The organism is Rhizobium sp. Root274, assembly GCF_001429245.1.
Lineage (GTDB): Bacteria > Pseudomonadota > Alphaproteobacteria > Rhizobiales > Rhizobiaceae > Allorhizobium.
The window spans coordinates 344,953-370,644 of the sequence record NZ_LMJE01000007.1; the positions used below are offsets into that span (position 1 = coordinate 344,953).

The 25,692-nt window shown below is 61.3% G+C and carries 23 protein-coding genes; 7 read left to right on the forward strand and 16 right to left on the reverse strand.

Annotated features, from left to right (window positions below):
- Positions 1–17 precede the first annotated feature (17 nt).
- The 4 genes from metF to ASE36_RS10615 form a co-directional block, all read right to left on the reverse strand.
- The gene (gene metF / locus ASE36_RS10600) at positions 18–923 is read right to left on the reverse strand and encodes a methylenetetrahydrofolate reductase [NAD(P)H] (RefSeq protein ID WP_062279057.1); all 906 of its coding nucleotides are present in this window, start codon (positions 921–923) and stop codon (positions 18–20) included.
- Complete coding sequence (locus ASE36_RS10605; RefSeq protein ID WP_062279059.1) at positions 923–1,930, reverse strand: ArsR/SmtB family transcription factor; 1,008 nt, start codon at positions 1,928–1,930, stop codon at positions 923–925. The genes metF and ASE36_RS10605 overlap by 1 nt, the downstream gene beginning before the upstream one ends.
- Before the next feature lie 179 nt (positions 1,931–2,109).
- On the reverse strand, positions 2,110–3,759 hold the full coding sequence (gene ettA / locus ASE36_RS10610) for an energy-dependent translational throttle protein EttA (RefSeq protein WP_062279061.1): 1,650 nt from the start codon (positions 3,757–3,759) through the stop codon (positions 2,110–2,112).
- A gap of 109 nt (positions 3,760–3,868) precedes the next feature.
- Complete coding sequence (locus ASE36_RS10615; RefSeq protein ID WP_156378633.1) at positions 3,869–5,650, reverse strand: hypothetical protein; 1,782 nt, start codon at positions 5,648–5,650, stop codon at positions 3,869–3,871.
- A gap of 178 nt (positions 5,651–5,828) precedes the next feature.
- Between ASE36_RS10615 and ASE36_RS10620 the strand changes: the two genes are divergently transcribed.
- The 3 genes from ASE36_RS10620 (at position 5,829) to ASE36_RS10630 (ending at position 9,754) form a co-directional block, all read left to right on the forward strand.
- Entirely contained in the window at positions 5,829–6,755 is a 927-nt protein-coding gene (locus ASE36_RS10620) for an alpha/beta fold hydrolase (protein WP_062279065.1), read from the forward strand.
- Positions 6,756–6,905: 150 nt separating this feature from the next.
- Positions 6,906–8,105, forward strand: a complete 1,200-nt coding sequence (locus tag ASE36_RS10625) for a CaiB/BaiF CoA transferase family protein (RefSeq protein ID WP_062279067.1) — start codon at positions 6,906–6,908, stop codon at positions 8,103–8,105.
- Positions 8,102–9,754: a thiamine pyrophosphate-binding protein gene (locus ASE36_RS10630; protein ID WP_062279069.1), complete on the forward strand. Its 1,653-nt coding sequence runs from the start codon at positions 8,102–8,104 to the stop codon at positions 9,752–9,754. The genes ASE36_RS10625 and ASE36_RS10630 overlap by 4 nt, the downstream gene beginning before the upstream one ends.
- An 85-nt stretch (positions 9,755–9,839) precedes the next feature.
- Here the strand turns inward: ASE36_RS10630 and ASE36_RS10635 are convergent, their stop codons facing one another.
- Entirely contained in the window at positions 9,840–10,424 is a 585-nt protein-coding gene (locus tag ASE36_RS10635; protein WP_062279071.1) for a bifunctional transcriptional activator/DNA repair enzyme AdaA, read from the reverse strand.
- Between the two features lie 115 nt (positions 10,425–10,539).
- On the opposite strand from ASE36_RS10635, the gene ASE36_RS10640 reads away from it, so the two are divergent.
- The gene (locus ASE36_RS10640; protein ID WP_062279074.1) at positions 10,540–11,481 is read left to right on the forward strand and encodes a DMT family transporter; all 942 of its coding nucleotides are present in this window, start codon (positions 10,540–10,542) and stop codon (positions 11,479–11,481) included.
- 76 nt (positions 11,482–11,557) lie between these two features.
- On the opposite strand, the gene ASE36_RS10645 is transcribed toward ASE36_RS10640, so the two are convergent.
- From ASE36_RS10645 to ASE36_RS10660, 4 genes are all read right to left on the reverse strand, one after another.
- The gene (locus ASE36_RS10645) at positions 11,558–11,899 is read right to left on the reverse strand and encodes a RidA family protein (RefSeq protein WP_062279077.1); all 342 of its coding nucleotides are present in this window, start codon (positions 11,897–11,899) and stop codon (positions 11,558–11,560) included.
- 77 nt (positions 11,900–11,976) lie between these two features.
- Entirely contained in the window at positions 11,977–12,315 is a 339-nt protein-coding gene (locus ASE36_RS10650; protein WP_062279079.1) for a TIGR01244 family sulfur transferase, read from the reverse strand.
- Positions 12,316–12,418: 103 nt separating this feature from the next.
- Positions 12,419–13,246, reverse strand: a complete 828-nt coding sequence (locus tag ASE36_RS10655; protein ID WP_062279081.1) for a DUF4432 family protein — start codon at positions 13,244–13,246, stop codon at positions 12,419–12,421.
- Positions 13,243–13,707, reverse strand: coding sequence for a MarR family winged helix-turn-helix transcriptional regulator (locus ASE36_RS10660; protein ID WP_062279084.1), 465 nt, complete (start codon positions 13,705–13,707; stop codon positions 13,243–13,245). The genes ASE36_RS10655 and ASE36_RS10660 overlap by 4 nt, the downstream gene beginning before the upstream one ends.
- A 215-nt stretch (positions 13,708–13,922) precedes the next feature.
- On the opposite strand from ASE36_RS10660, the gene ASE36_RS10665 reads away from it, so the two are divergent.
- Positions 13,923–15,263, forward strand: a complete 1,341-nt coding sequence (locus tag ASE36_RS10665; protein WP_156378668.1) for a L,D-transpeptidase — start codon at positions 13,923–13,925, stop codon at positions 15,261–15,263.
- 129 nt (positions 15,264–15,392) lie between these two features.
- On the opposite strand, the gene ASE36_RS10670 is transcribed toward ASE36_RS10665, so the two are convergent.
- The 7 genes from ASE36_RS10670 to ASE36_RS10700 all read right to left on the reverse strand — a co-directional run bounded on the left by ASE36_RS10670 (position 15,393) and on the right by ASE36_RS10700 (position 23,357).
- Complete coding sequence (locus ASE36_RS10670) at positions 15,393–16,112, reverse strand: ParA family protein (RefSeq protein ID WP_062279086.1); 720 nt, start codon at positions 16,110–16,112, stop codon at positions 15,393–15,395.
- 198 nt (positions 16,113–16,310) lie between these two features.
- Complete coding sequence (locus ASE36_RS10675; protein ID WP_082511010.1) at positions 16,311–16,697, reverse strand: hypothetical protein; 387 nt, start codon at positions 16,695–16,697, stop codon at positions 16,311–16,313.
- Between the two features lie 119 nt (positions 16,698–16,816).
- Positions 16,817–17,962 carry an iron-containing alcohol dehydrogenase gene (locus tag ASE36_RS10680; protein WP_062279091.1) on the reverse strand — a complete coding sequence of 382 codons (1,146 nt, stop codon included), beginning with the start codon at positions 17,960–17,962 and terminating at the stop codon, positions 16,817–16,819.
- Positions 17,959–19,344 (reverse strand): aldehyde dehydrogenase family protein, encoded by a 1,386-nt coding sequence (locus ASE36_RS10685; protein ID WP_062279093.1) that lies wholly within the window; start codon positions 19,342–19,344, stop codon positions 17,959–17,961. The genes ASE36_RS10680 and ASE36_RS10685 overlap by 4 nt, the downstream gene beginning before the upstream one ends.
- Positions 19,345–19,448: 104 nt before the next feature.
- Positions 19,449–20,819: a glutamine synthetase family protein gene (locus tag ASE36_RS10690; protein WP_062279096.1), complete on the reverse strand. Its 1,371-nt coding sequence runs from the start codon at positions 20,817–20,819 to the stop codon at positions 19,449–19,451.
- Positions 20,820–20,917: 98 nt separating this feature from the next.
- The gene (locus tag ASE36_RS10695) at positions 20,918–22,468 is read right to left on the reverse strand and encodes an amino acid permease (RefSeq protein ID WP_062281227.1); all 1,551 of its coding nucleotides are present in this window, start codon (positions 22,466–22,468) and stop codon (positions 20,918–20,920) included.
- Positions 22,469–22,577: 109 nt separating this feature from the next.
- Positions 22,578–23,357, reverse strand: coding sequence for an N-formylglutamate amidohydrolase (locus tag ASE36_RS10700; protein ID WP_062279099.1), 780 nt, complete (start codon positions 23,355–23,357; stop codon positions 22,578–22,580).
- Between the two features lie 179 nt (positions 23,358–23,536).
- Here ASE36_RS10700 and ASE36_RS10705 point away from each other — a divergent pair, with 179 nt between their 5' ends.
- Positions 23,537–24,409 (forward strand): MurR/RpiR family transcriptional regulator, encoded by an 873-nt coding sequence (locus ASE36_RS10705; protein ID WP_062279101.1) that lies wholly within the window; start codon positions 23,537–23,539, stop codon positions 24,407–24,409.
- 176 nt (positions 24,410–24,585) lie between these two features.
- Positions 24,586–25,644 (forward strand): ABC transporter substrate-binding protein, encoded by a 1,059-nt coding sequence (locus ASE36_RS10710; protein WP_413813659.1) that lies wholly within the window; start codon positions 24,586–24,588, stop codon positions 25,642–25,644.
- Positions 25,645–25,692: the final 48 nt, after the last annotated feature.

Genomic DNA, 25,692 nt, shown 5'->3' on the forward strand with positions numbered 1-25,692 from the left:
TAATCGGGTATCGTGAATCAGGCAGCAGCGCCCGAGACGTTCCGCCGCGACTTCGGCGCGAGGCCGACGCGTTCCAGCGTGGCGATGGTCAGCGGTGCACGGTTCATCGTGTAGAGATGAAACTCCTCGATACCGCGCTTCGCCAGATCCGCGATCTGCTCGGCGGCCACATCGGCGGCCACTTCTGCACGCGCTTGCGCATCGCCGTCCGTTCCCTCAAAGCGCTGGTCCAGCCTCTCGGGCACACTTGCGCCGCACATCGAGGCGAACCGTTTGAGCTGCGCCAGGTTCTGGATTGGCATGATCCCGGGCACGACCGGGATCGTAATGCCGGCAGAGCGGACCCGGTTGAGATATTGCTCGAACAGGTCGTTGTCGAAGAAGAACTGCGTCAGCGCCCGCGTCGCACCGGCATCCACTTTCCGCTTCAGCATCTCGATGTCGGCTGCGTCGTTGGCGCTTTCCGGATGTTTCTCGGGATAGGCCGAGACGGAGATTTCGAACTCGCCCATGTCTCTCAGGCCGCGAACCAGATCGGCCGCGTTCTCGAAACCCTCAGGATGCGGCGTGTAGCGCGTGCCGACCCCACCCTGTGGATCGCCCCTCAGAGCCACGAAGTGCTTCACACCCCGCGCCTTGAATTCATCCACCACTTGGCGAACCTCGTCGCGGCTCGCAGCCACGCAGGTGAGATGGGCAGCCGTCGCAAGCGAGGTGTCCTTAATCAGCCGTCCAACGGTCTCCAGCGTCGGCTCGCGTGTCGTGCCCCCTGCCCCATAGGTAACGGAGACAAAGTCAGGCTGGAAGGGTTCGAGCGCCTTGACGGTCTGCCACAACTGGTCGGCCATGTCAGGCGACTTGGGCGGAAAGAACTCGAAGGAGACCTTGAGGTCGGCAGGATTGGGTCGCGCTGTCTGGGCCATTATCGGCTCCCCGTCCGGGCAAGAGGTTCAACGAGCGGCTGGGCAGCGTCGGCACTTTCGCGGCGTGCCAGCCAGATGGTGACGGTCAGTCCGCGCGCCGCTGCCCTTTGCGGCGGCAGGTCAACGACCTGTTCCACCGCCAGCCCATGCCGCGTCAGCCAGTCGGCCATGACCGCATGGGAAAAGCCGAGACGCAGATGCGCATGTTCATTGCGCAGATAGTCGAGATCGTGCGGCGCAAGATCGATGATCGCGAGACGCCCACCTGGTCGCAGCATGCGGGCAGCTTCGGCGAGCGCCAGTTCCGGCTCTTCAAGGAAGTGCAGCACCTGATGGACTGTCACCAGATCATAGTCGCTGGCATCGAGCGGCAGGTTGAGAATGTCACCATGGCGCACAGTGGCCGACAGGATACCTGCTTTGTCGAGATTGGAGCGGGCAACCGCGAGCATGTCGCGGCTCGCATCGACGCCGACGGCCCGGCGATAGCGATCAGAGAGCAGTTGCAGAATGCGGCCGGTCCCGGTGCCGAGATCGAGCAGACTGTCGACCGGCTCTTCGCCCACCAGCGCCAGCAAAGCGGCTTCCACATCGGCATCATTGACATGCAGGCGGCGCAGCTCGTCCCATTCAGACGCATTGCGACTGAAATACGCCTGCGCCTTCTCGGCACGGGCCCGCTTGACGGACGCCAAACGGTCGCGGTCGCGCAGCAGCACGGGATCGCCCCCATCCGCCACGTCGAGCAGCACGCGGATCAAAGACGAGGCGGAGCCCTCCTGCTTCAGCCGAAAATAGGCCCAGGCCCCCTCCTGATAGCGGTCGATGAGTTCGGCCTCGGCAAGCAGCTTCAGATGGCGAGAAATCCTGGGCTGTGACTGTCCGAGGATTTCGGTAAGATCGGTCACCGTCAGATCGCCCGCTGCAAGCAAGGCCAGAAGGCGAAGACGGGTCGGCTCGCCGGTCGCCTTCAGCAGATCCACCAGATTGTCGACACCAAACTGCATCAGGAGCCTCACCCATAATAATCACATAAAGATATGTTTATGTGATTATTATGGGTGAGGCAAGTCAAAATATTGTCGCGGTCGGCGGGAATGAACGCAGTTCCGGCGACCAAACAGAAAAGGGCCGGCAACCATGCCAGCCCCTTCACTCTGTCGGCGCGCAAAAGCCTCTGAGCCTATCAGCGCGTCAGCCGCTTGTAGGACTGGCTACCGGGGTTGAGCGCATCCGGGCCCAGACGGCGGATCTTATCCTGTTCGTAGTCTTCGAAGTTGCCCTCGAACCATTCGACATGGCCATCGCCTTCGAAGGCGAGGATGTGGGTGGCCAGACGGTCGAGGAACATGCGATCGTGGCTGATGATGATGGCGCAGCCGGCAAAGGCTTCGAGCGCACTTTCAAGCGCGCCCAGCGTTTCCGTATCAAGGTCGTTGGTCGGTTCGTCGAGCAGCAGCACGTTACCGCCGGCCTTCAGCATCTTGGCAAGGTGAACGCGGTTACGCTGACCACCGGAGAGATTGCCGACCTTCTGCTGCTGATCGCCGCCCTTGAAGTTGAAGGCACCGCAATAGGCACGGGAGTTCATGTCGAACTTACCGAGCTTGATGATTTCCGCACCGCCCGAGATTTCTTCCCAAACGGTCTTGTTGCCGTCCAGCGCATCGCGGCTCTGGTCGACATAACCGAGATGCACGGTGTCGCCGATGCGGATCGTGCCGGCATCCGGCTTTTCCTGCCCCGTGATCATCTTGAACAGCGTCGACTTGCCAGCGCCGTTCGGACCGATGATGCCGACAATGCCGCCCGGCGGCAGCTTGATCGACAGGTCGTTGATCAGGGTACGGCCTTCAAAGCCCTTGTTGATGCCTTCGAGCTCAATGACCACCTGGCCGAGACGCTCGGAGACCGGGATGATGATCTGTGCATCGCCGGGACGGATGTTCTCGGCGGCATCCACCAGCTGTTCATAGGCCTTGATACGGGCCTTGGACTTCGCCTGACGGGCCTTCGGGCTGGACGCGATCCACTCCTGTTCACGCGACAGGGCCTTCTGGCGACCGGCTTCGTCACGCGCTTCCTGCTGCATGCGCTTGGCCTTGGCCTGCAGGTAGGCAGAATAGTTGCCTTCGTAGGGAATGCCACGTCCGCGGTCGAGCTCGAGGATCCAGCCGGTGACATTGTCGAGGAAGTAGCGGTCGTGGGTGATCATCATCACGGCGCCAGGATAGTCGCGCAGGTGCTTTTCGAGCCAGGCGATCGTTTCAGCGTCAAGATGGTTGGTCGGTTCGTCGAGCAGCAGCAGATCCGGCTGCGACAAGAGCAGGCGGCAGAGTGCGATACGGCGACGCTCACCACCCGACAGCAGCGTGACATCGGCATCCTTCGGCGGGCAGCGCAAAGCTTCCATCGCCATTTCGACCTGCTGCTCCAGGTCCCACAGGTTCTGGCTGTCGATGATGTCCTGGAGCTTTGCGCCCTCTTCCGCCGTCTCGTCGGAATAATTCATCATCAGTTCGTTGTAGCGGTCGAGCACGGCCTGCTTGTCGGCCATGCCTTCCATGACGTTTTCGAAAGCGGTCTTGGCCGGATCGAGATGCGGCTCCTGCTCAAGGTAGCCAACGGTCGCGCCTTCGGCGAGCCAGGCTTCGCCCGTGTATTCCTTGTCCTTGCCCGCGATGATGCGCAGAACCGTCGACTTACCCGCACCGTTCGGGCCGAGAATACCGATCTTGGCATCCGGGTAGAAGGACAGGTTGACGTTCTCGAGGATCTTCTTGGCGCCGTAGGACTTGTTCAGTCCCGACATGTGATAGATGAACTGGCGTGCCATGGGGTCTTGCTCCGGCGGGAATGGGATTTGCCGCTATGTAGGCGAATTGCAGCGAGGGGGCAACGGCACATTGCCCCCTGGATCAAAAGCGGACGGCTTTTTTTCGCCGCTACTGAAAGCGGGTATGGTCGATTTTGAAGACCTGCAACTGGCTCTTCGGCTCGGTGAGGCGGATCAGCCCAGGCCAGTCCCCGCCCCTGCTAAGCGCCGCAAGCGGCAAGGCATCGGCAAACTCCTCCGGCACGTCGAATCGGCAGAGCGCGACATAATCGAACGGGGCTGCGGCTTCGCGGCGGTCCTGCAGATCAACCTGCACGAAAGTCTCGAATATGCGTCTCATGCCAGGCGAGGATCGATGAAACGGAATTCCGGCGATCGCCACACCTGGAGGCAGGTGGGGGGCAAGATCCAATCCTACCGCCATGGGCGCCATCACCCGGCCAGGCGCCAATTGCTTCAGCGCGCTCATATCTGCATCTTTGCATGCCGCATAAGACAGGAAATCGGCCAGAGTGACCTTGCCTCGTTTGACCGGGACGGCAAGGTGCAGCGTCCAGCCTAGAGCAGCAAGAATTGCTATAGATCCTACAAGCGATTGCACAGCAAACCTTGGCCTATAGTTGACCGCAGTCAGCGCCACCGGAATGAAGAGCGGGATGAGCGCCATCGGGAAGCGGATGTAGCGCGTCTGAAGAAATGCGAGAACCAGAGAGCCAATAGCAACGGCAAAGACGATGGGCGTTCCGGATCTGCCACTTTGCCATGTGGCTCGGATAACCGGTGAAGCGAGCACCAGCACCGCCATCAAGACCCCCAGTGTCAGGAGGTGGGGAAAATATCCCTTCTCGAAATAGATCAGGATCGAATGCTCTTGCGCGAGCCGCTCCAGCCAGAGCGCACGAGAGAGCGGGTCGACCATATGATAGGGACCGCTGAGGCAGAGAGGAAAGCTGAATGCAAGCAAGACCACGCAAGCCGAGCCAGCGAGAAGCAGGACGACAGTGCGAAGCCAGGGCGCCGATCGCGCCAAAAGAGCCGCCGCAAGCACGGTGACCACGCCATATCCCGTCAGCCCAGCGATATAGGGCGCGGAAAAGGCGTCGCATTCGGTGGCTGCGATCCCCCTGAGCCCGATCAGCGACAGGCCCGCAAGTGGCGCACAGATCATGATCGTTACACCGAATGCAGCATAGAAGGCCGCACTGCCCGAGCGCCGGAGACACCAACTGCCAGAGACAGCTGCCAACACCACCGCGACCAGCGGCAAGAGCTCAAGCCCCACGGCTATCGACACGACGACAGCCACACCCGAGACGATGGCGCTCCAACGCGTCCACCGGATCAGACCCCAGCATATGCAGAGGATGGCCAGCAGCTGTACATTATGGTGATCGATGCGCCCGGGTGAGAACTCCCAGATCGACAACGCCATGGCCAGCAGCGTGGCAACCAGCACCGGAGCCTCCAGCACCCTACCCTCGGGCAGCATCTCTTTGACGATCGAGACGACGAGCAGGCAGTAGAAGGCCAGCATGACCGGCGGCCAGATAAGAAATGCCGCCTTGAGACCCACCTCGTCACCGACAACCAGGGAGAGCCCCTTAGCAAGGACGAGATAAGGCAGGTCAACCAGCCGCGACCACGGCGATACATAGGGCTCGGGCATCGAGATGAAGGGCAGCGTCCGGTCGAACCAGTCGCCGCTGCGCAGCAATTCTTTGATTTGCAAGGCCCGCAGCACATCGTCGGTATCGCCGAGATAAAGCGCTCCGTCAGCGAGATCGAACAAGACAACGGCAAAAGACACGAGCCAGGCCACCATGACCAGCCGCCACATTCCGTTGACAGCGACGGGGCTTAGCGTCGACGGAATCGTGTTACGTTGCAGCATCTGGCATGTCCATCCAACGGGGCGCCAACAAGAGGGCAGGCATATCTCGGGGGATAGCAGAGAAACGCTAAAAGTTTATAAGCCCCAGGATTGCGCACGATCCGGGCGTCAAAGGCGCGGCGGCAGACGTCGCGGGCCAAGATAAGACCGCAGACGACATGCCCGCCATGGAGAAAGAATGTTTACGGACCTCAGCTATCTCGACGCGCCCAGCGGCGCCCGCCTTGCCTATCATCACCTCGCAGCGACCGGCACCCCGCGCGGCATCGTCATCGTCTGTCACGGCCTTGCCGAACATTCCCGCCGCTACGAGGGTTTCGCGACGGCGCTGTCCGCCCGTGGTTACCACGTCTATGTGCACGACCATCGCGGCCATGGTGAAACCACCGCTCCGGACACAGAAATCGGTCGGTTTGCCGCCCGTGACGGTGTCGCCAAGGTGATAAACGACGTCCGTGCCATGCGCGATCTCGCTATCCTGCGACACCCAGGCCTGCCCGTAACCCTCTTCGGCCATTCCATGGGAGGCCTGATCGCACTCAATGCCGCCGCTACCCATCCGCAGGCTTTCCAGTCACTCTCCGTGTGGAACTCCAATTTCAATCCCGGCCCCGCCGGTCGCTTCGCCCAGGGCGTACTCGCCCTCGAAAAAATGCTCAAAGGCTCGGACGTGCCCTCGGCTATCCTGCCGAAAGCCACCTTCGGCGCCTGGGGCAGATCCATTCCCGGCCACCGCACCGCCTTCGACTGGCTCTCGCGCGATCCGGCAGAGGTCGACACCTATATCGCCGACCCTCTCTGCGGCTTCGATGCCAGCGTCTCGCTCTGGCAGGACCTGTTCCGCCTGACCTTTGCCGGCGCATCACCTGAAAACCTCGCCCGCCTGCCCTCCGGCCTGCCCGTCTACCTCGTCGGCGGCGGTCAGGACCCAGCCACCAACAAGGGACGCGAGATCCGCTGGCTCGGACGGCGCATGATGGATGCCGGCATGACACAGGTCACCACGACGATCTACGACGAGATGCGTCACGAGACCCTGAACGAGATCGGTCGCGAAAAGGCGATCTCGGACTTCCTGTCCTGGCTGGATCGGAGCACAGCATAAAGTGCCTGCCCGGCTTGCCGAAACGGAATGACCCTATGAGAGAAAATCAAGTGCGAAGGCCATGAACCGGCGCTAAGACTGGTGCGATTGCAGGAAAACTCATGACAGCCGACAAGAAGCGTCGCCTGGCACCTGCCGCAGGGGAACCGCATGACTGACAGCCCGACCGCAAAGCCACCGCTATCCGGCATCCGGGTGATCGAACTTGCCCGCGTTCTTGCCGGTCCCTGGGCCGGTCAGATGCTCGCGGATCTTGGCGCCGACGTGATCAAGGTGGAGAACCCCGAAGGTGGCGATGACACCCGCGCCTGGGGACCACCCTTCGTGGAGGGTACAGACGGTGAAAACCTGTCGGCCGCCTATTACCATTCGACCAACCGCAACAAACGCTCCATCGCCGTCGACCTGAAGACTGAAGAAGGCCAGGAAATTGTCCGACGCCTTTGCGCCTCTGCCGACGTCGTCATCGAAAACTTCAAGCGCGGCGGCCTGGAGAAATACGGGCTCGATTACGAAAGCCTGAAGGCGATCAACCCGAAACTCGTCTATTGCTCGATCACCGGTTTCGGCCAGAACGGCCCCTATGCCGATTTCGCCGGCTACGACTACATCGTCCAGGGCATGTCCGGCTTCATGTCGATCACCGGCGAGAAGGACGGCGAACCGATGAAAGCGGGCGTCGCCATCGCCGACATCTTCACCGGCATCTATGCCGTGACCGCCATCCAGGCAGCCCTTATCCACGTCATGAAGACCGGCCAGGGCCAGTTCGTCGACATGGCCCTGCTCGATGTGATGTCGGCCGTGCTCGCCAACCAGAACATGAACTACCTGATCTCGGGCAAACCGCCTGTTCGCCTCGGCAATGCCCATCCGAATATCAGCCCCTACGAAGTGGTGCCTACAGCAGACGGTCACCTGATCCTTGCGGTCGGCAATGACGGCCAGTTCAAGCGTCTCTGCACCATCCTCGGCATTCCCGCAGTCGCTGAGGACGAACGCTTCGCCACCAACAAGGCCCGAGTCGCCAACAAGGTCGATGTTCGCAGCGTCGTCACCGCAGAAACCGTGAAATGGCAGAAGCGCGATTTGCTCTCCGCCTGCGAGGCCAATGCCGTGCCGGCCGGGCCGATCAACTCGATCGAGGAAATGTTCGCCGACCCCCAGGTCCAGGCGCGCGGCCTGAAGATCGATCTGACTGACGACAAGGGCACCGTGATCCCATCTGTGCGCACCCCGATCGTGCTCTCCGAGACCCCCTTGCGCTACGAGCGCCCGAGCCCGCGCATCGGCGAACACGGAAACGAAATTCTGGCCGAACTGGCCGAGCTGGAAAGGAAGACGAAATGAAGAGAACCGGCGGAGCCCTGATCGTCGAGGCGCTGAAGGCAAACGGTGTCGAGCGCGTCTCCTGTGTTCCCGGCGAAAGCTATCTCGCCGTGCTCGATGCGTTGAAGGACAGCGGCATAGAGACGCTGGTCTGCCGCCAGGAAGGCGGGGCTGCAATGATGGCCGATGCCTGGGGCCGCCTCACCGGCAAGCCCGGCATCTGCATGGTGACTCGCGGCCCCGGCGCGACCAACGCTTCGGCCGGTCTGCATATTGCCAAGCAGGATTCGATTCCGGTGATCCTGTTCATCGGCCAGATTGGCCGTGACATGAAGGAGCGCGAAGCCTTCCAGGAAGTCGAATACCGTCGCGCCTTCACGGAATTCGCGAAATGGGTCGGTGAGATCGACGACGCCAGCCGCATCCCGGAATTCGTCACCCGCGCCTTTGCCGTCGCCACCTCGGGCCGCCCCGGCCCGGTCGTGCTGACGCTGCCGGAGGATATGCTGCTCGATGAAGTCGAAGCCCCGGAAGCGAAGCCCTACACTCAGGTAGAAGCCCATCCCGGCCCGAGCCAGATCGACGCCCTCGGCGAACTGCTGAAGAGTGCCAAGCGGCCCATGGTCGTCCTTGGCGGCACCCGCTGGAGCGAAACTTCGGTTGCCGGCATCCAGGCCTTTGCCGAAAAGTTTAAGCTGCCGGTCGGCTGCTCCTTCCGCCGCCAGATGCTCTTTGATCACATGCATCCGTCCTACGCTGGCGATGTCGGCATCGGCATCAACCCGGCGCTCGCCAAGGAAGTCAAGGAAGCCGATCTGCTGATCCTGCTCGGTGGCCGCTTCTCCGAAATGCCCTCCTCGTCCTACACGCTGATGGACATCCCCTACCCGGCCCAGAAGCTGGTTCACATCCATTCGGATCCGTCTGAACTCGGCCGCGTCTACCGCGCCGATCTGGCCATCTGTGCGGCACCGGAAGAGTTCGTCTCAGCGCTCGCCTCCCTCGATGCCCCCGCCGCACCTGTATGGGCAGAGCGCACCGACACCATGCACGCCGCCTATCTCGCCTGGTCGACACCGCCCAAGGCGGGCCCAGGTGCTGTGCAGATGGGGCCGATCATGGAATGGATCGAGGCAAACACGCCGAAGGATGCGATCTTCACCAATGGCGCCGGCAACTATGCCACCTGGCTGCACCGCTTCCATCGCTTCCAGGCCTTCAACACCCAGGCCGCCCCGACCTCCGGCTCGATGGGCTATGGCCTGCCGGCCGCCGTCGCTGCCAAGCAGTTGTTCCCGCAGCGTGAGGTCATCTGCTTTGCCGGTGACGGCTGCTTCATGATGCATGGCCAGGAATTCGCGACAGCCATCCGCTACAATCTGCCGATCATCACGCTGGTGATCAACAACGGCATGTACGGCACGATCCGCATGCACCAGGAGCGCGAATATCCGGGCCGCGTCAGCGCCACCGACCTGACCAACCCCGATTTCGCAGCGCTCGCAAAGGCCTATGGCGGCCACGGCGAGACGGTCGATAAGACGGAAGACTTCGCCCCCGCCTTCCTGCGCGCGCGCGCCTCCGGCAAGCCGACGATCATCGAGATCAAGCTCGATCCGGAAGCGATTACTCCGACCCGCACCTTGACTCAAATTCGCAACAAAGCCTGACAGTCGCTTGAATCAAAACAGAACAGCCGCGATCGCTCGCGGCCGTTCTGTCGTGACCAGACAAGGATGCAGCGCAACGCCCACGTCAGGGCTGCCGCGCCGACAGGCTGCGTTTAATCGCAGTTGGCGGCCGTCGATACACCTCCTGAAACACCGCATTGAACCGCCTAACGCTACCGAAGCCCGCTTGCAGCGCAATTTCGGTGATTGGCATATCCGTTCCGGTCAGCAGGCGCTTGGCTCGCTGTACCCGCGCGGTCTTCGCGACCTGCACGGGACTCGCGCCGAGATGTTTTTGAAACAGCCGCGTCAGGTGCCGCCCACCCACGCCGACGCGAGCGGCCAGCAGTTCGACGGTCGCATGAGCCTCATCAAGTGCTCCTTCCTCGCGGATCAGTCTTGCCGCCCGCTCCACGATGGCCGCACTCCCCTTCCAGGCCGGGCTGAACGGGGCTGTTTCTGGACGGCAGCGCAGACATGGGCGATAGCCCGCCAATTCTGCCGCCGCCGCACTCGGCAGGAATTCGATATTGCAGCGATAGGGTTGGCGCACCGGGCAGACGCATCGGCAATAGATCCCTGTCGTTCGAACGCCGATGAAGAACCGGCCGTCAAACTGGGGATCACGCGCAAGCCATGCTTGCTCACATTGTTGGGTATCGAGGCTCATGGAGAGGATTCTACACCAGCATTTGCAGCCCAAAAAGGACAGAGTCCGAATCCGGCGAGCCAATCGCGGTGCAGCCAGCCACTCATGGCCAGCCGATCAACTCTGGAACCACCACATGCAGAAGAACCAATCCATGGGCCTCACCGACTGGGCTCTTCTCCTCGCACTTTCTGTCCTCTGGGGAGGCTCATTCTTCTTTTCAAAAGTCGCCCTGTCCGAAGTGCCGCCGCTCTCGGTGGTCTTGGCCCGCGTCTCGATTGCGGCGCTGGCCCTCTTCGTCTATCTGCGCCTGCGCCGCCAGCCCATCCCGACGGACGCCGCCACCTGGACAGCCTTTTTCGGCATGGGTCTCCTCAATAATCTGATCCCCTTTACGCTTCTCTTCTGGGGGCAGACGCAGATCGCAAGCGGCCTCGCCTCGATCCTGAATGCGACCACGCCGATCTTCTCCATCCTCGTGGCACATATGCTGACATCAGACGAGGGCATGACACGCAACAAACTCGCGGGGATCGTGCTTGGATTCACTGGCGTCGCGGCGCTGATGGCCGGCAATGCGATGAGGGCCGAAGGACTACCGCTCCTGCCGATTTTCGCCTGCCTCGGAGCCGCCCTCTCCTATGGGTTCGCGAGCGTCTTTGGGCGGCGTTTCCGGCGTTTGGGCATCTCGCCGGCCACCAGTGCCTTCGGCCAGGTGTCGGCGACGACGCTGATGATGATCCCCGTGGTGGCGCTGGCCGATGCGCCCTGGCATTTGCCGGTACCGGGCGTGACAACCTTCGCCGCCCTTCTGGGTCTCGGGCTTCTGTCCACCGCCCTCGCCTACATCATCTTCTTCCACATTCTGGCCGTCGGTGGAGCGATCAACAGTTCGCTCGTAACCCTGCTCATCCCCGTCAGCGCTATTCTGCTCGGCTATCTGTTCCTCGGTGAACGATTGGCATTCAACCATTTTGCCGGCATGGGCCTGATCGCGCTCGGCTTGCTCTCCATCGACGGACGCCTGTTCAAAAGGCTTTCCCACAGACGCAAGTCGGGGGCACCTGCCAAACCGTGACCCCACAGAAAACACCAGCAAAAACAACAAAGGCCGGGATCGCTCCCGGCCTTTGTCTTGAGATGCGTCTAACAAATCAGAGAGCGGCGGTCACGATGAACTCGACCTTGTAGTCCGGGGTCGCGAGAGCAGCTTCGCTCGTCGCCCGGGCCGGCGGGTTCGCCGGGTCGATCCAGCCTTCCCAGACGGCGTTCATTTCGCCGAAGGTCGACATGTCGGAGAGGTAGATGATGGTCTGCAGGATCTTCGACTTGTCAGAGCCGGCAGCGGCCAGCAGGCGGTCGACTTCGGCCAGTGCCGACTTCGACTGCTCGGTAACCGACGAGCCTTCGCCGACCTGACCGGCCAGATAGACGGTGTTGCCGTGAACGACGGCGCCGCTCATGCGCTTGCCCGGCTCGATACGCTTGATGGACATGGTGTACTCCTGTCTAGTGTGGTGAAAAAACGAAGGCCGGGCACAACCGCCCGGCCCGTCGATGAGAAGGAAAAAGCTCAGCCGCGCTGGCGAAGCGCGTGTTCGTAAGTCGCGGTGGAACGTGCACCGGAACGGCAATAGCCAAGCATGGGCTTGTCGAAATCCTCGAGCGCATCGACCATCTCGGCCACGGCATCGGGCGTAACGCCCATGGGTCCGACGGGCACGTGTTTGATCTTCAGGCCGAGCTCTCCTGCCCGCGCCGCAATCGCCGCAAAACTCGGCTGGCCCATCTCCTCGCCATCAGGGCGATGGCAGACGATCGACTTGAAGCCGAGCTGCTTGATCGTATCGAGTTCCTCGACCGTGATCTGGCCGGTGACCGAATATTCCTCGTTGATCTGCCTGATATTCATCCGCTCAACCTCATCGAAATCTTGGCCGCAACATCTACGACGGGCATCCTCATGCGTCAATGACGGCAAGCGACGGCACCGTTTTTCGAAGGACACTAAAGGTTCAGGAAAAGGAGAAAGCCAGCCCGTAATGCCGGCTCTCGCCGGGCTCCAAAAGGACGAATTCGCCGGCCTCCCGCAACTCGTCGCGGTTCACCCAGCGGTGCGAAACCGGCTCGATGCCGACCACATGCGCCGGAGCCTTCTGGTTGCGCCAGACCTGCAGAAAGGGCAGCGTGTCCGTGCGGAAACGGACCTTGAGCCGCTTGCCGCCGATCGCCGTCATAGGCCCCAGCCGGACTTCCGCCCAGCCACCATGGCCAGCCGGCACGCAGAAGACACCGCCATCGCCCTCACCGAAGGTCCAGGGAAAACCGCCGCCCTCCAGCATCGCGCCTTCAAGGCCTGTACCCTCGTCGAAATGTTTCGCCCCCAGATTGATGTGGTACATCAAGAACGCGGGAAACGCCGTCTGGCCGGTGTTGACAACTTCGTCGGCCAGTTGCACCTCGCCGCTGTCCCCTTTGATCCGCCACTGGCGCCGCAACTCGGCCTGTCCTCCATCGGCCAGTCTCACCGGCACGCGCGCCTCGGCCACAAGGTCTGCCCCGTCCATGGAGACGGCCAGCGCCTGTGCTGGATGCGCCGAAAACGACCCATGCAAGGGATACATTGATTTTCCATCCGGCAACGGATGCGGATGACGGATGTGGTCGGGTCCGCAGGTGAAGAGAAAGCCTTCCAGCGAATGGTCGATGCGCGGATCGCCATCGTCAGGAATGGCGCGGCCGGGAGCAAGATCGACGCCATCGACCACGCATGCTCCGATGTCGAAGACGGAACTTTGATCCAGTGTTAGAGACGGGCCACGAGAACCGCGAAAAGAAATCATGAAAAGGTTTCCTCGACCACCGGAGCGGCAGTCTGCAAAAGTCCGACCGCTGCCAGTTGTTCAAGCCCGGCAAGGCCACTGTCGAGCGACGACAGATAGGCGATGTTAACCGACTGCTCAAGCCAATGCTGAAACGCATGCGCACAGCGCTCAAGCCGATCGAAGCGCGCCACCCCCTCCTCAGTCAAGGAGAGAAGCTCGAAGCGGCGATCAACCCGATCGCGCTTGCGCAACAGGTAACCGCGGTCTTCAAGCACTTTCACCGCCCGGCTGATCTTCGTTTTGGATAGACCCGAATGCATTGAAATTGCCTTGGCCGTGATCGGCGAGTATTCCCCGAGGCACCAGAGTACCTGCCATTCCGACCAGGACAATTCGTCCTCGGGGCCGCAATAGTGCGAGAAAGCCGTATCGAATCGGTCCGCAACCCGGATAAGCCGGTAAGGCAGAAAGGCTTCCATTCTCAATCGGTCCTGCATCGTCCCCCCTCAGGCGACCGCATCGACACCCGGAACATGGCATCGATTAAGCGGTTTCCTCCCTGCCCCCACAGCAAGTTAATCCTATATTCATTATGAATTCACCTTTTCCACATTAGTGTCAAATTTGTCGCGTTTGTCGCCCGCAGAGACGAGGAAACCGAACCGTGCACGACATCAGGAAATCAGGCTTGCTCATGATGGCTCTCGCAGCCACGTCGCTGGCGACCGCAGGCGCCTCCTGGGCGCAATCCGTCTACGACTATCGCAAGTCACAGACCCTTCTGGTGTCTCCGGAAGGCGATATTCTCGACTACATCCCGGAAGAGGGAGACGTCATAATCAGCCGTGACCGCATGGGGCGCACCGTGCTGTTCGATCGGTTCGGCAATCTAGTGGCAACCGAAATTCCGGCCGAGAGTTATTACCCACCCGCACGGGAGGATCAGGCGCGCGCGCTGCCGGGCGTCGTCGATCCCTATCGCGATCCCTACCGCGGCGGACCTGCGCAGCAGCCGCGCGGCTGGGATGACGACGTTACGACCGCATCCATTCCCGACGCCCTGCCTGGTGATGGGCAGCCGCTCGACGGCTCCCCTTCCGACATGCCCTATGGCGGGCCGGATGTTGCACCCCCTTCTGATCAGGCACCCCAGCGGATCGTGACGCCGGAAATCCCGGTGAAGAGCAACCTGTCACGGCTTGAGATCACAGCACTGCAGGTCTTCCTCGACCGCGAAGGCGTCTCCCCCGGCGTGATCGACGGCAAGATGGGCCAGAACGTCAACAAGGCAATCGTCGCCTGGGAAAAGATGACCGGCGAGACGCTCGATCCGAACAATGCCGACGACATCCTGGAGCGGTTGCGCCTGTCCGGCGGCCTCGCCATAACCAGCTACACGATCACGGCTGGCGACGCAGCCGGCCCTTACGTCGCTGCAATCCCCGAGGATTACGCCCACAAGGCCCAGCTTCCCGCCATGGCCTATACGTCGACGGCAGAAATGCTGGCCGAGAAATTCCACATGGATGAGGGTTACCTGCGCGAACTTAATCCGGGTGTCGACTTCACCATTCCCGGCACGATGATCAAGGTCATCGATCCCGGCCCGGCCAAGACCGGCAGTGTGGCCCGCATCGTCGCCGACAAGGCGCTGAAGCAGGTCTTCGCCTATGGCGCCGATGGCAACCTTGTCGCCGCCTATCCGGCCAGCATCGGCTCGACCGATACCCCCTCGCCCTCAGGCACGGTGACGATCGAGCGGATCGCGCTCAATCCGGGCTATACCTACAATCCGAAGGTTAACTTCCAGCAGGGCGCCAACGACAAGATCCTGCAGATCCCGCCCGGCCCCAACGGCCCTGTCGGCACGGTCTGGCTGGCCCTGTCGAAGCCGACCTATGGCATCCACGGGACACCCGAACCATCGAAGATCGGCCGCACCCAGAGCCACGGCTGTATCCGCCTGACCAATTGGGATGCGACGGAACTCGCCAAGATGGTGAAGGCAGGCGTCACGGTCGAATTCGTCGACTGACGCGGACGCCAGCAATCTTCTCCCGAAAGCCGCGAGCAGACCGCTCGCGGCTTTCGCAGTTGAGTGGCGGTCATAAAGAAACCGCCGGCAGGACCGGCGGTTTGGAGGTGGTACTCTCGGGAGGATTTTTTAAGCCGCGCTGCGCACCAGGCGGAACAACCGGCGCGGCTGGGCGGAGCGGATGATCTTCACCGGCAGGAGACGCAGGACTTCGCTGGCGAAGGCCTTGGCGTTTTCCTGGGCCTTGTCGAGATTGCTGATCTTTGCTGCATCCATCGAATACAGCGTGCCGCCACAGTCGAAGATTTCGCGGAAAGCACTGCGTTCAGCAATCGGCGTATTGACGACATTGACGCCGCGGGCGGCCAGCAGCCCCTTGATCGTCAGCAGGGCGCGCGTTGTCACCATGGAGGTGACTCGGGTCAGCACCACGGAATGGGGAATGACGAGATTGCCGGTGTCTTCCATCATCTTGATCAGGTCGAGGATCTGCGCGCCGCCCTTGGCGTCCATGGCACAGCCCTGAACCGGGATCATCACATGGTCCGACAGACCGACTGCAGTCGTCACCATGGCATCACGCGCACCGGCGAGGTCCATGATGATATAGTCGTTGCTGCGCGACAGGTCCCGGATATGCCCCTGAACGGAAGCGACAGAGACCTCGGACACCACTTCGATATTGTGCTGCGGGCCGGACATCTCGGACCACTGGGTAATCCAGCGCTGCGGATCGGCATCGAGGATCGCGACGCGGTAGCCCTGATGCGCCAGTTCCGTGGCGAGCAGGAGGGCTGCAGTGGTCTTGCCGGCGCCGCCCTTGGCATTGGCGAATGAGATGACTGGCATGCTTGTTCCTCAAGGGGTCTGTTCCGAGCGCTTCATCGCTCTGGGGCAACCCTCGTCATTGGCGCCGCGTACACACATCATTGCCAATTATGGTTAACAAACCTGAAACGCACCCCTCCGCAGCCTCCCCCATAATGGGGGGAAGCACCGGAAATAACTTGTATATTCGAATGTAGAAACGGACCGTCTGTCGGCCAGTCAGCCCCGCAGGGGCGTGCAGGCGCCGACACGCTGCGGCCCAACCCGGCCCGCCTTTAGGTCGGAGACGAGTGGGAGCGACGGATCGGGGCCACCGATGCCGGCCTCGAACGCCGCGCGGTCAACCTTCACCATCCGGCCACTGCCGAGAATGCTGACCAGCGTCTTCTTGTCCACCACGGCAAGACTGACCTTCGCCTTGCAGAACTGCTTACCGTCCTGGCCGGTCAGCACCCAACCGAGCGAGCCTGATTTGCCCTGGCTCATCTTGCCCACCGTGTAGCCCTTCTTGAGAAGCGCCTGATAGCTTTCGGCCGACGCTGGTGCGGCATGAAATGTGAGGATTGGAGCGAGAACGCCGGTCAGCAGACGGCAAACAGCTTTCATTCGAAACGACATACAGCCCCCAACGATCAGTAGACACCAGCCAAACAGGCGAAAGACACAAAGAAAACCCTGCCGAAGATGACAGGGTTTCCATTGTCTTGCATAGCCCCGAGGCGCGCTCAGAAGCAGTCGGCGAACAGCTGTTTGGTGTTCTCGAGCGTCATCTTCACCGGATTGCCGCCGGCACTCGGATCCTCGATCGCCATCGCGGACAACTCGTCGATCCGGTCATTGGCAATACCCATGGCCGTCAGGTTGGCAGGCACGTTCAATTCCGAACGCAGTGCCAGCACGTAATCGTAGAAGCCGTCGAAGCCTCCGGAGATCCCCAGATAGGCAGCGGCCCGCTCGATCTTGTCCTCGATCGCATGACGGTTGAACTTCAGCACCGGCGGCATGACGACGGCATTCGTCATGCCGTGATGGGTGTTGTAGACAGCACCAATCGGATGCGACAGCGCGTGGATGGCACCGAGCCCCTTCTGGAACGCAGTCGCGCCCATGGCAGCAGCCGACATCATATTGGTGCGCGCTTCGAGATCCGTGCCGTCCTTGTAGGCGCGCGGCAGGAATTCCTTGACCAACCGCATGCCCTCAAGCGCGATTCCTTGGCTCATCGGATGATAGAAGGGCGAGGAATAGGCTTCCAGGCAATGGGCGAACGCATCCATGCCGGTACCGGCGGTGATCATCTTCGGCATGCCGACCGTCAGTTCCGGGTCGCAGATCACGACGCCGGGCAGGAACTTCGGATGGAAGATGATCTTCTTCACATGGGTGACGGAGTTGGTGATCACAGAGGCGCGACCGACTTCGGAACCGGTGCCCGCCGTGGTCGGCACGGCGACGATCGGCGCGATGCCGTCGGAATTGGCGCGCGTCCACCAGTCACCGATGTCCTCGAAATCCCAGACCGGACGGGTCTGGCCGGCCATGAAGGCGACGCACTTGCCGAGGTCGAGGCCCGAGCCGCCACCGAAGGCGACGACGCCATCATGACCGCCATCCTTGTAGGCCTTGATGCCGGCCTCAAGGTTCTTCTCGTTCGGGTTCGGATCGACATCGGCGAAGAGTGCACGGCCAAGGCCCGCTTCTTCCAACACATCGAGCGCCGTCTGCGTGATCGCCATCGGAGCAAGGCCCCGGTCGGTGATCAGAAGCGGCTTCTTCATGCCGAGCGACTTGCAGGCGTCCGCCAGTTCCTTGATGCGGCCACGTCCCATCTTGACGGCGGTGGGGTAGCTCCAATTGGCGACGATGTTCATTTCGTGACTTTCTTCAGGTGGTAGGATTTCGGACGGGTGAGGTTCTGGAAGCCTAGAACGGAAAGCGAGCCGCCCTTGCCGGTTTCCTTGACGCCGGTCCAGCAGAGTGCCGGGTCGAGATAGTCGGCGCGGTTCATGAACACGGTGCCGGTCTCGATCTCGCGGCCGATCTTGGCAGCGCGCTCGGGATCCTGCGTCCAGAGCGAAGCTGTCAGACCATAGGGGCTGTCGTTCATCAGTTCGAGCGCCTGTTCGTCGCTCTTCACCTTCATGATACCAACGGCCGGACCAAAGGTCTCGTCCTTCATGAACGCCATGGAGTGATCGACGTTCACCAGAACCTGCGGCATGATATAGGCGCCGCCGTCATCGGCCGGAAAGAGCTTCGGATCGACCAGCGCCTTGGCACCCTTCGACACCGCATCGGCGATCTGTTCGCGCACGACCTTGGCGAAACGCTTGTTGGCCATCGGGCCCAGCGTCGTTTCCGGATCGAGCGGATTGCCGAGCTTGTAGTTCGACACCCAGGCGACCGACTTTTCGACGAAAGCGTCGTAGAGGCTTTCATGCACATAGATGCGCTCGATGCCGCAGCAGCACTGGCCGGAATTATAGGTGGCGCCATCCATCAGCGTATCGACGGCAGCGTCGAGGTCGGCGTCGTCCATGACGTAACCCGGATCCTTGCCGCCGAGCTCGAGGCCGAGACCGGCAAATGTGCCGGCAGCAGCCCGCTCGATCGAACGCCCGCCTTCAACCGAACCGGTGAAGTTGATGAAGTTGAAATTACCGGCCGCGATCAGCGCCGATGTCGTTGCATGATCGAGGAAGAGGTTGAGGAAGACATCGTCCGGCACGCCCGCCTCGACGAACGCCCGCACCATGCGCTCGCCGACGAGCAACGTTTGCGTTGCATGCTTGATGACGACGGTATTGCCCGCCATCAGCGCCGGTGCGATCGTGTTGATCGCGGTCATGTAAGGGTAGTTCCACGGCGCGATGACGAAGACGACGCCATGCGGTTCGCGTTCGATGCGGCGTTCGAAAGTCGCACTGTTCTCAACGACCAGCGGCGCGAGAGCGTCAGCAGCAATGTTTGCGACATAGTTCGAGCGTTCGTTGAAACCCTTGTATTCGCCGCCGTAACGCACGGGGCGGCCCATCATGTGGGCGAGTTCCGGCACGACCTCGTCCGACATTTCGTTGAGACGGGCAACGCCCTTCAGCACCAGCTGAACGCGGTCTTCCAGAGGCCGCCGCGCCCAGGCCTTCTGCGCCTTGCGGGCACGAGCCACAGCCTCGGTCGCCGCCTCCAGCGACATCGCCGGTCGCTCGGCGTAAACCGATCCGTCGATCGGCGAAATGCATTGGATCATGGTCATGATCGTCTTCCTGTTGTTCTAGAATGAGATGACAGCGGCCGAGGCCGCTGTCCATGTTTACACCCATATGCGAGGGATCGTGGCGGCCTCAAGGCCACCTTTCGTCACGCCCGCTCGAAACCGCGCGCCACCTCCCAGTCGGTGATCCGACGGTCATATTCTTCCTGCTCCCATTCGGCGGCACGGACATAGTGATCGATGACGTCATCGCCAAAGGCAGCCCTCAGCATCGCCGAGCCATTCAGTGTTTCCGCCGCAGCCCGCAGTGTCCGCGGGATTTCACGAGCGCCCTGCGCGCCATAGGCATCGCCCGAAAATTCCGGCTCAAGCACCATCTTCTTTTCGATCCCGTCGATGCCGGCCGCCAGAAGTGCTGCCATGGCCAGATACGGATTGAGATCCGAGCCGCCGACGCGGCATTCGACACGGATACCCTTCGTCCGATCGCCGCACAGGCGGTAACCGGCCGTGCGATTGTCCTTCGACCAGATCGCCTTGGTCGGCGCAAAAGTGCCGGCGACGAAACGCTTGTAGGAATTGATGTAGGGCGCGAGGAAATAGGTAAACTCACCGGCATGGGCGAGCAGCCCGGCCATATAATGCCGCATCGTTTCCGACATGCCGTGCTGGCCGTCCTTGTCGAAGAACAATGGCGTCTTGCCATCGGCCGACCAGAGCGATTGATGGATATGCGACGAAGAGCCGGCTGCGTTGTAATGCCACTTGGCAAGGAAGGTGATCGCCTTGCCCTTCGACCAGGCAATCTCCTTGCAGCCATTCTTGATGATCACATGCCGGTCAGCCATCGTCAGCGCATCGGCATAACGGACATTGATTTCTTCCTGGCCGGCAGAGGCCTCGCCCTTGGAATTCTCGACCGGAATGCCGGCGCCCTGCAGGCCCTTGCGGATCGCCCGCATCACGTCCTCTTCCTTGGTCGTCTGGAAGATGTGGTAGTCCTCGTTATAGCCCGAGACCAGCTTGAGGTCGCGGTAACCGGAAAGCCGCGCCGCGTCATAAGTCTGGTCGAAGAGGAAGAATTCGAGTTCGGTCGCCATGAAGGCCTTCATGCCCATGGCTTCAAGCCGGGCAACCTGCTTCTTCAGGATCGCGCGCGGCGAATGCGCCACTTCCGCATGGGTCGCATGGTCATACATGTCGCAGAGCACCAGCGCCGTGCCCTCAAGCCAGGGAATCCGACGCAGTGTCGAAAGATCCGGCTTCATCGTGTAGTCGCCGTACCCTTTTTCCCAACTCGTCGCCTTGTAGCCGGAGACGGTTTCCATCTCCATGTCGGTCGCGAGCAGATAATTGCAGCTATGCGTTTCCTTGTAGGCGCTATCGACGAAATACTCCGCCTGGAAACGCTTGCCCATCAGCCGGCCCTGCATGTCCACCTGACACGCCAGAACCGTGTCGATGCGCCCTTCGGCGACGTCCTTTTTCAGGTCTTCGAATGTGTAAGTGGTGGTCATGACTATGGTCCGCGCAATGTGAAATGAGACGGATACCGGTTCGCCGGTATCGGAGGAGAAACGCGGGCCGGGAACCGCCCCGGCCCGCGTGACTAGGATCAGGCCTGACCGACAGCCTTTTCGGCAGCGGCGATTTCTGCGGCACGCTTGGCGACTTCGTCACCAATCGGCGGGCCCTTGAAGCGCTTGTTCTCGAACACGACCCAGACAATCCCGGTCAGAACCAGGAAGCCGATCGTGATTGGCAGAGCCCAGTCGTTCGGTGCCTGGATGCCGATGAAGAAGATCAGCGCCATGGCGAGAATGCTGAGCACGGCGACCAACTTGTAGGTGCCGATCCCCATGTTCCATTCACCCATCTTCGGCCACTTCGACGTTCCGATAGCGCCGATGCCGAGCGCGATCGGCAGGGCAAAGGAGAGGAACAGGAAGATGACGGTGCAGGACACGACGATCGAATAGGCGGGCGTGCCGGCGATCGTGATGGCAGAGGTGAACCAGACGAACAGGACCGACAGGATGGCGCCAACCCAGATCGCAGCGACCGGCGTGCGGTGCTTGGGGCTGACTTTGGCGAGTGCCGACGAACCCGGCAGGCCCTTGTCACGCGAGAAGGCATACATCATGCGCGATAGGGAGGTAACGGTCGCCAGACCGCAGAGGAACTGCGACACGAAGATGAGGAAGTAGAGGATTTCCTCAACGACCGGGTTCATCTGGGTGTCCATGGCCCAGAAGAAAACGTTCCAGCCCTGCTTTGCCGCATCGTCCATGTTCGGGATCATCAGGACGAACGAGCACAGCATCACGTAACCGAAGAGAGACGACCAGAGGACCGCCGAGATCATGCCACGCGGCACGGATGTCGAAGCCTTGATGGTTTCTTCCGACGTATGGGCCGAGGCGTCATAGCCGGTGATCGTGTAGATCGGCAGCAGCAGACCGAGACCAAAGGCCATCAGGGTCGAGACCGGGTTTGGCCAGACGCCACTTGCACCTTCCGTGCCGGTATAATTGGCGAAGGTGAAGAGGCGGCTGATTTCGAAGCTCGGTGCAGCCACCAGGCAGGCGATCGTCAGAAGCAACGCCGTTGCGAAAATCAGATAGCCCGAGAAGTCGGTGAGCTTCGCGGTAAGCCCGATGCCGAAGTGGTTGATGACGGCCTGAAGGGCGGTGATGATGGCGACGAAGCCAACGCGCACGATCAGTGTGTCTTCCAGACCGAAATAGGCACCAAAAGCACCGAAGAAGAAGTAGTAGGTGCCGACATTGATAGCGCCCAGAACGGTCACGAGACCGAGCAGGTTGAGCCAGGCAGCGAGCCAGCCGGTAAATCGGTTGCCGAGGATTGACGCCCAGTGATAGAGGCCGCCCGCCGTCGGATAGGACGATGCGATCTGGGCGAGGCCGAGAGCGAAAACGCCGGAAATCGCGCAGCCGACGAGCCAGCCGATGCCGATCGCGGCACCGCCCACACCGGACGTTGCCTGACCGAGCGAGTTGATCCCGCCGGACAGGATGCAGATGATCGAGAAGGAAATGGCGAAGTTCGAGAACGAGCTCATGCGCCGTTCCAGTTCCTGCGCATAGCCCATGGAGTGCAGGATATGAAGATCCTGTTTCTTGTCTGTATCAGAGTAATCTGACATGGCATCCCCCAAAGTGGAGATCGCCCGCGGGATTGCGGCGATCATGTATTTGGCCCGCCGGTTTTTGTGGCGGTTATTCGCAGCTATGCTGCTCCCCGTGAGGTCGTATTTATCGTCCCACGACCGCACTGACCGCATCTGCGATCAGCCCGGCGAGGTAGTCGGCCATGACCTCCTGGTCGACGGAATTGGATATCAGATCGTTGCGCACCTCGATCATGACGTTGGCATGACCGGCAGGCAAGGCATGCAGGCGCAGGGTGTGGGTAACACCATCCTCCGGCCCGTAAGGTGAATTGCGCTCGACGCGGAATTGTCCAGCCTTCGCCGCGCCATCCAGTAGCGCATCGGCGAGACGGCTGTCGATGTCGTGCAGGATGCCGATCTCGACCTCCCGCGGCGTGCCGAAGTAGACCGGCGTGAAACTGTGGACGGTGACGACCACATTCGGCCTCCCCTCCCCGCTCCGGCGCGAAAGTTCTGCGCTGATCCGGTCGTGAAACGGAACATAGATCGCAGCAGTCCGTGCGTACCGCTCGGCGACCGACAGGTCGCGGTTGCCGGGTATCTCGTAGATCTCGCTCTTTTCCGGCATTGCGGCAGGCGATTCCGGCGGACGATTGCAGTCATAGATCAGTCGGGAAAACCGCTGATAGACCAGGAGCGCATCAAGCTTGGCCGACAGCAATCGAGAAAGGGCAAGTGCACCGGGATCCCAGGCGATGTGGCTGGACAGGGCATCGCTCGACAGGCCGAGCGTGCCGGCGGCTTCAGGCAGCAGACGCGATGCGTGCTCGCAGACCAGCACGACCGCGCCGCCGGCACTCACGTTCTCCACGGCGACGGTTTCCCCATCTGCCGATGTCAGGATCCCTGACCTCACGAGCATGCTGCTGTCCCCCGCGCCTTAAAGGCTGCTTTTGTTGAAGAAGAGAATTCTTCACAGTTGCGCCAGTGTCAATCCGGTTCTGAAAAAATCTCTTCAAAGGCCGGTTGACTCAATTGTGACAGCGAGGCTTAATCCTAATAAAGCTGGCAAAAGATCGGCTTGAGGGGAGACTTCGGTCCTTGTTGAATGCGTCCAACACCGTATCGGACGTGATCCATGCCCATTTCAATGGGCTGACGCGTGCTGAGCGACAGCTGGCCGAGAGCCTGCTGGAAAACTATCCCGTGTCCGGGCTCGGCAGCATCACAACGGTGGCCGAGAACGCCGGTGTGTCGACGCCGACGGTTGCCCGCATGGTGCAGAAGCTCGGCTACAAGGGCTATCCGGAATTTCAGGCGCATCTGCATCAGGAACTCGAAGCGACAATTTCCAATCCGATCGCCAAACACGACCGCTGGGCCGCCAACGCGCCGAACCGCCACATCCTCAATCGCTTTGCCGAAGCGGTCATGTCCAATCTGCGCGATTCACTCGGCGAACTGAAGACGGCGACGTTTGACGAAGCTGCTCGCCTGATGGGCGATCGCGACCGCAGCCTCTACTTCGTCGGTGGCCGTATCACGGGAGCGCTCGCCGAATACTTCTTCACCCACATGCAGGTCATCCGGCCGAAGACGACATTGATGTCGTCCAATGCCAGCTCCTGGCCGCAGCATGTGCTGAACATGCAAAAGGGTGACGTGCTCGTCATCTTCGACATCCGCCGCTACGAGGCCGACCTGACGACCCTTGCCGAAGTGGCGCGCGCCAATGGCGTGGAAATCGTGCTGTTTACGGATCAGTGGATGTCGCCGGTCGCGCAATACGCGGCCAACTGTTTCAAGCTCCACATCGAAGCCCCCTCGGCCTGGGACAGCTCGGTTGTGACCCTTTTCGTCGTGGAAGCCTTGATAGAAGCCGTGCAGAGCTCGTCCTGGAACGAGACGCGCGAACGTATGAACACCCTGGAAGGGCTATTCGAACAGGCGCGCCTGTTTCGAAAGCCCCGCTAATCACAACGGAGGACAAAACGGGATACCGGCTCTAGCGACATATAAGACGAGGCCGATATCCGTCACACAACGATAACAAAGGCCACATAAGTGAACCGCATCGCTGCCAACCTCAGAGGAGAAACACAGTGACCACCAATCTTCGCAAATTCCTGTCGCTCACGACCGCTCTGGCCATGACGAGCTCCGCCGTCGCCTATGCCGAGCCGAGCGCCGAGCTGATCGAAGCCGCCAAGAAGGAAGGCATGCTGACCACGATCGCCCTGCCGCACGACTGGTGTGGTTATGGCGCCGTCATCGATGGCTTCAAGAAGAAGTATCCGGAAATCACCGTCAACGAACTGAACCCGGACGCCGGTTCGGCCGACGAAGTCGAAGCCGTGAAGGCCAACAAGGACAACAAGGGCCCGCAGGCTCCTGACGTTGTCGACGTCGGTCTCGCTTTCGGCCCGCAGATGAAGGCTGAAGGCCTGCTGCAGCCTTACAAGGTTTCCACCTGGGACGAAATTCCGGACACCATCAAGGACGCCGAAGGCTACTGGTACGGCGACTATTACGGCGTGATGTCGATGATCGTGAACAAGGATCTGGTCAAGAACACGCCGGCCGACTGGGCCGATCTGATGAAGCCGGAATATTCCGGTCAGGTCGCTCTCGCCGGTGACCCGCGTGCTTCGAACCAGGCCATCCTCGGCGTTCTCGCCGCCGGTCTCGCCTCCGGCGCAAAGGCTGGCAAGGAAGCCGGCGAAGCCGGCCTGAAGTACTTTGCCGAACTGAACAAGGCCGGCAACTTCGTTCCGGTTATCGGCAAGTCCGGCACGCTCGCCCAGGGCTCGACCCCGATCGTCGTTGCCTGGGACTACAACGCCCTGTCGTGGAAGGACACGCTGGCCGGCAACCCGCCGGTTGAAGTCATCGTTCCGGCCTCGGGCGTCCTCGCCGGCGTCTACGTTCAGGGCATCTCGGCCTATGCGCCGCACCCGAACGCTGCCAAGCTGTGGATGGAATACCTGTATTCCGACGAAGGCCAGACCGCATGGCTCGCCGGCTATTGCCACCCGGCCCGCTTCAACGCCATGTCGAAGGCTGGCAAGATCCCGCAGGCCCTGCTCGACAAGCTGCCGCCGGCCGCTTCCTACGAGAAGGCCTACTTCCCGACACTGGAAGAAGTCGACGCAAACAAGGCAGCCGTCACGGCTGGCTGGGATAGCGTCGTCGGCGCGAACGTCCAGTAATATCACGCACTAAAATGCCGTCCCGGTCTTGCGACCGGGGCGGCATTT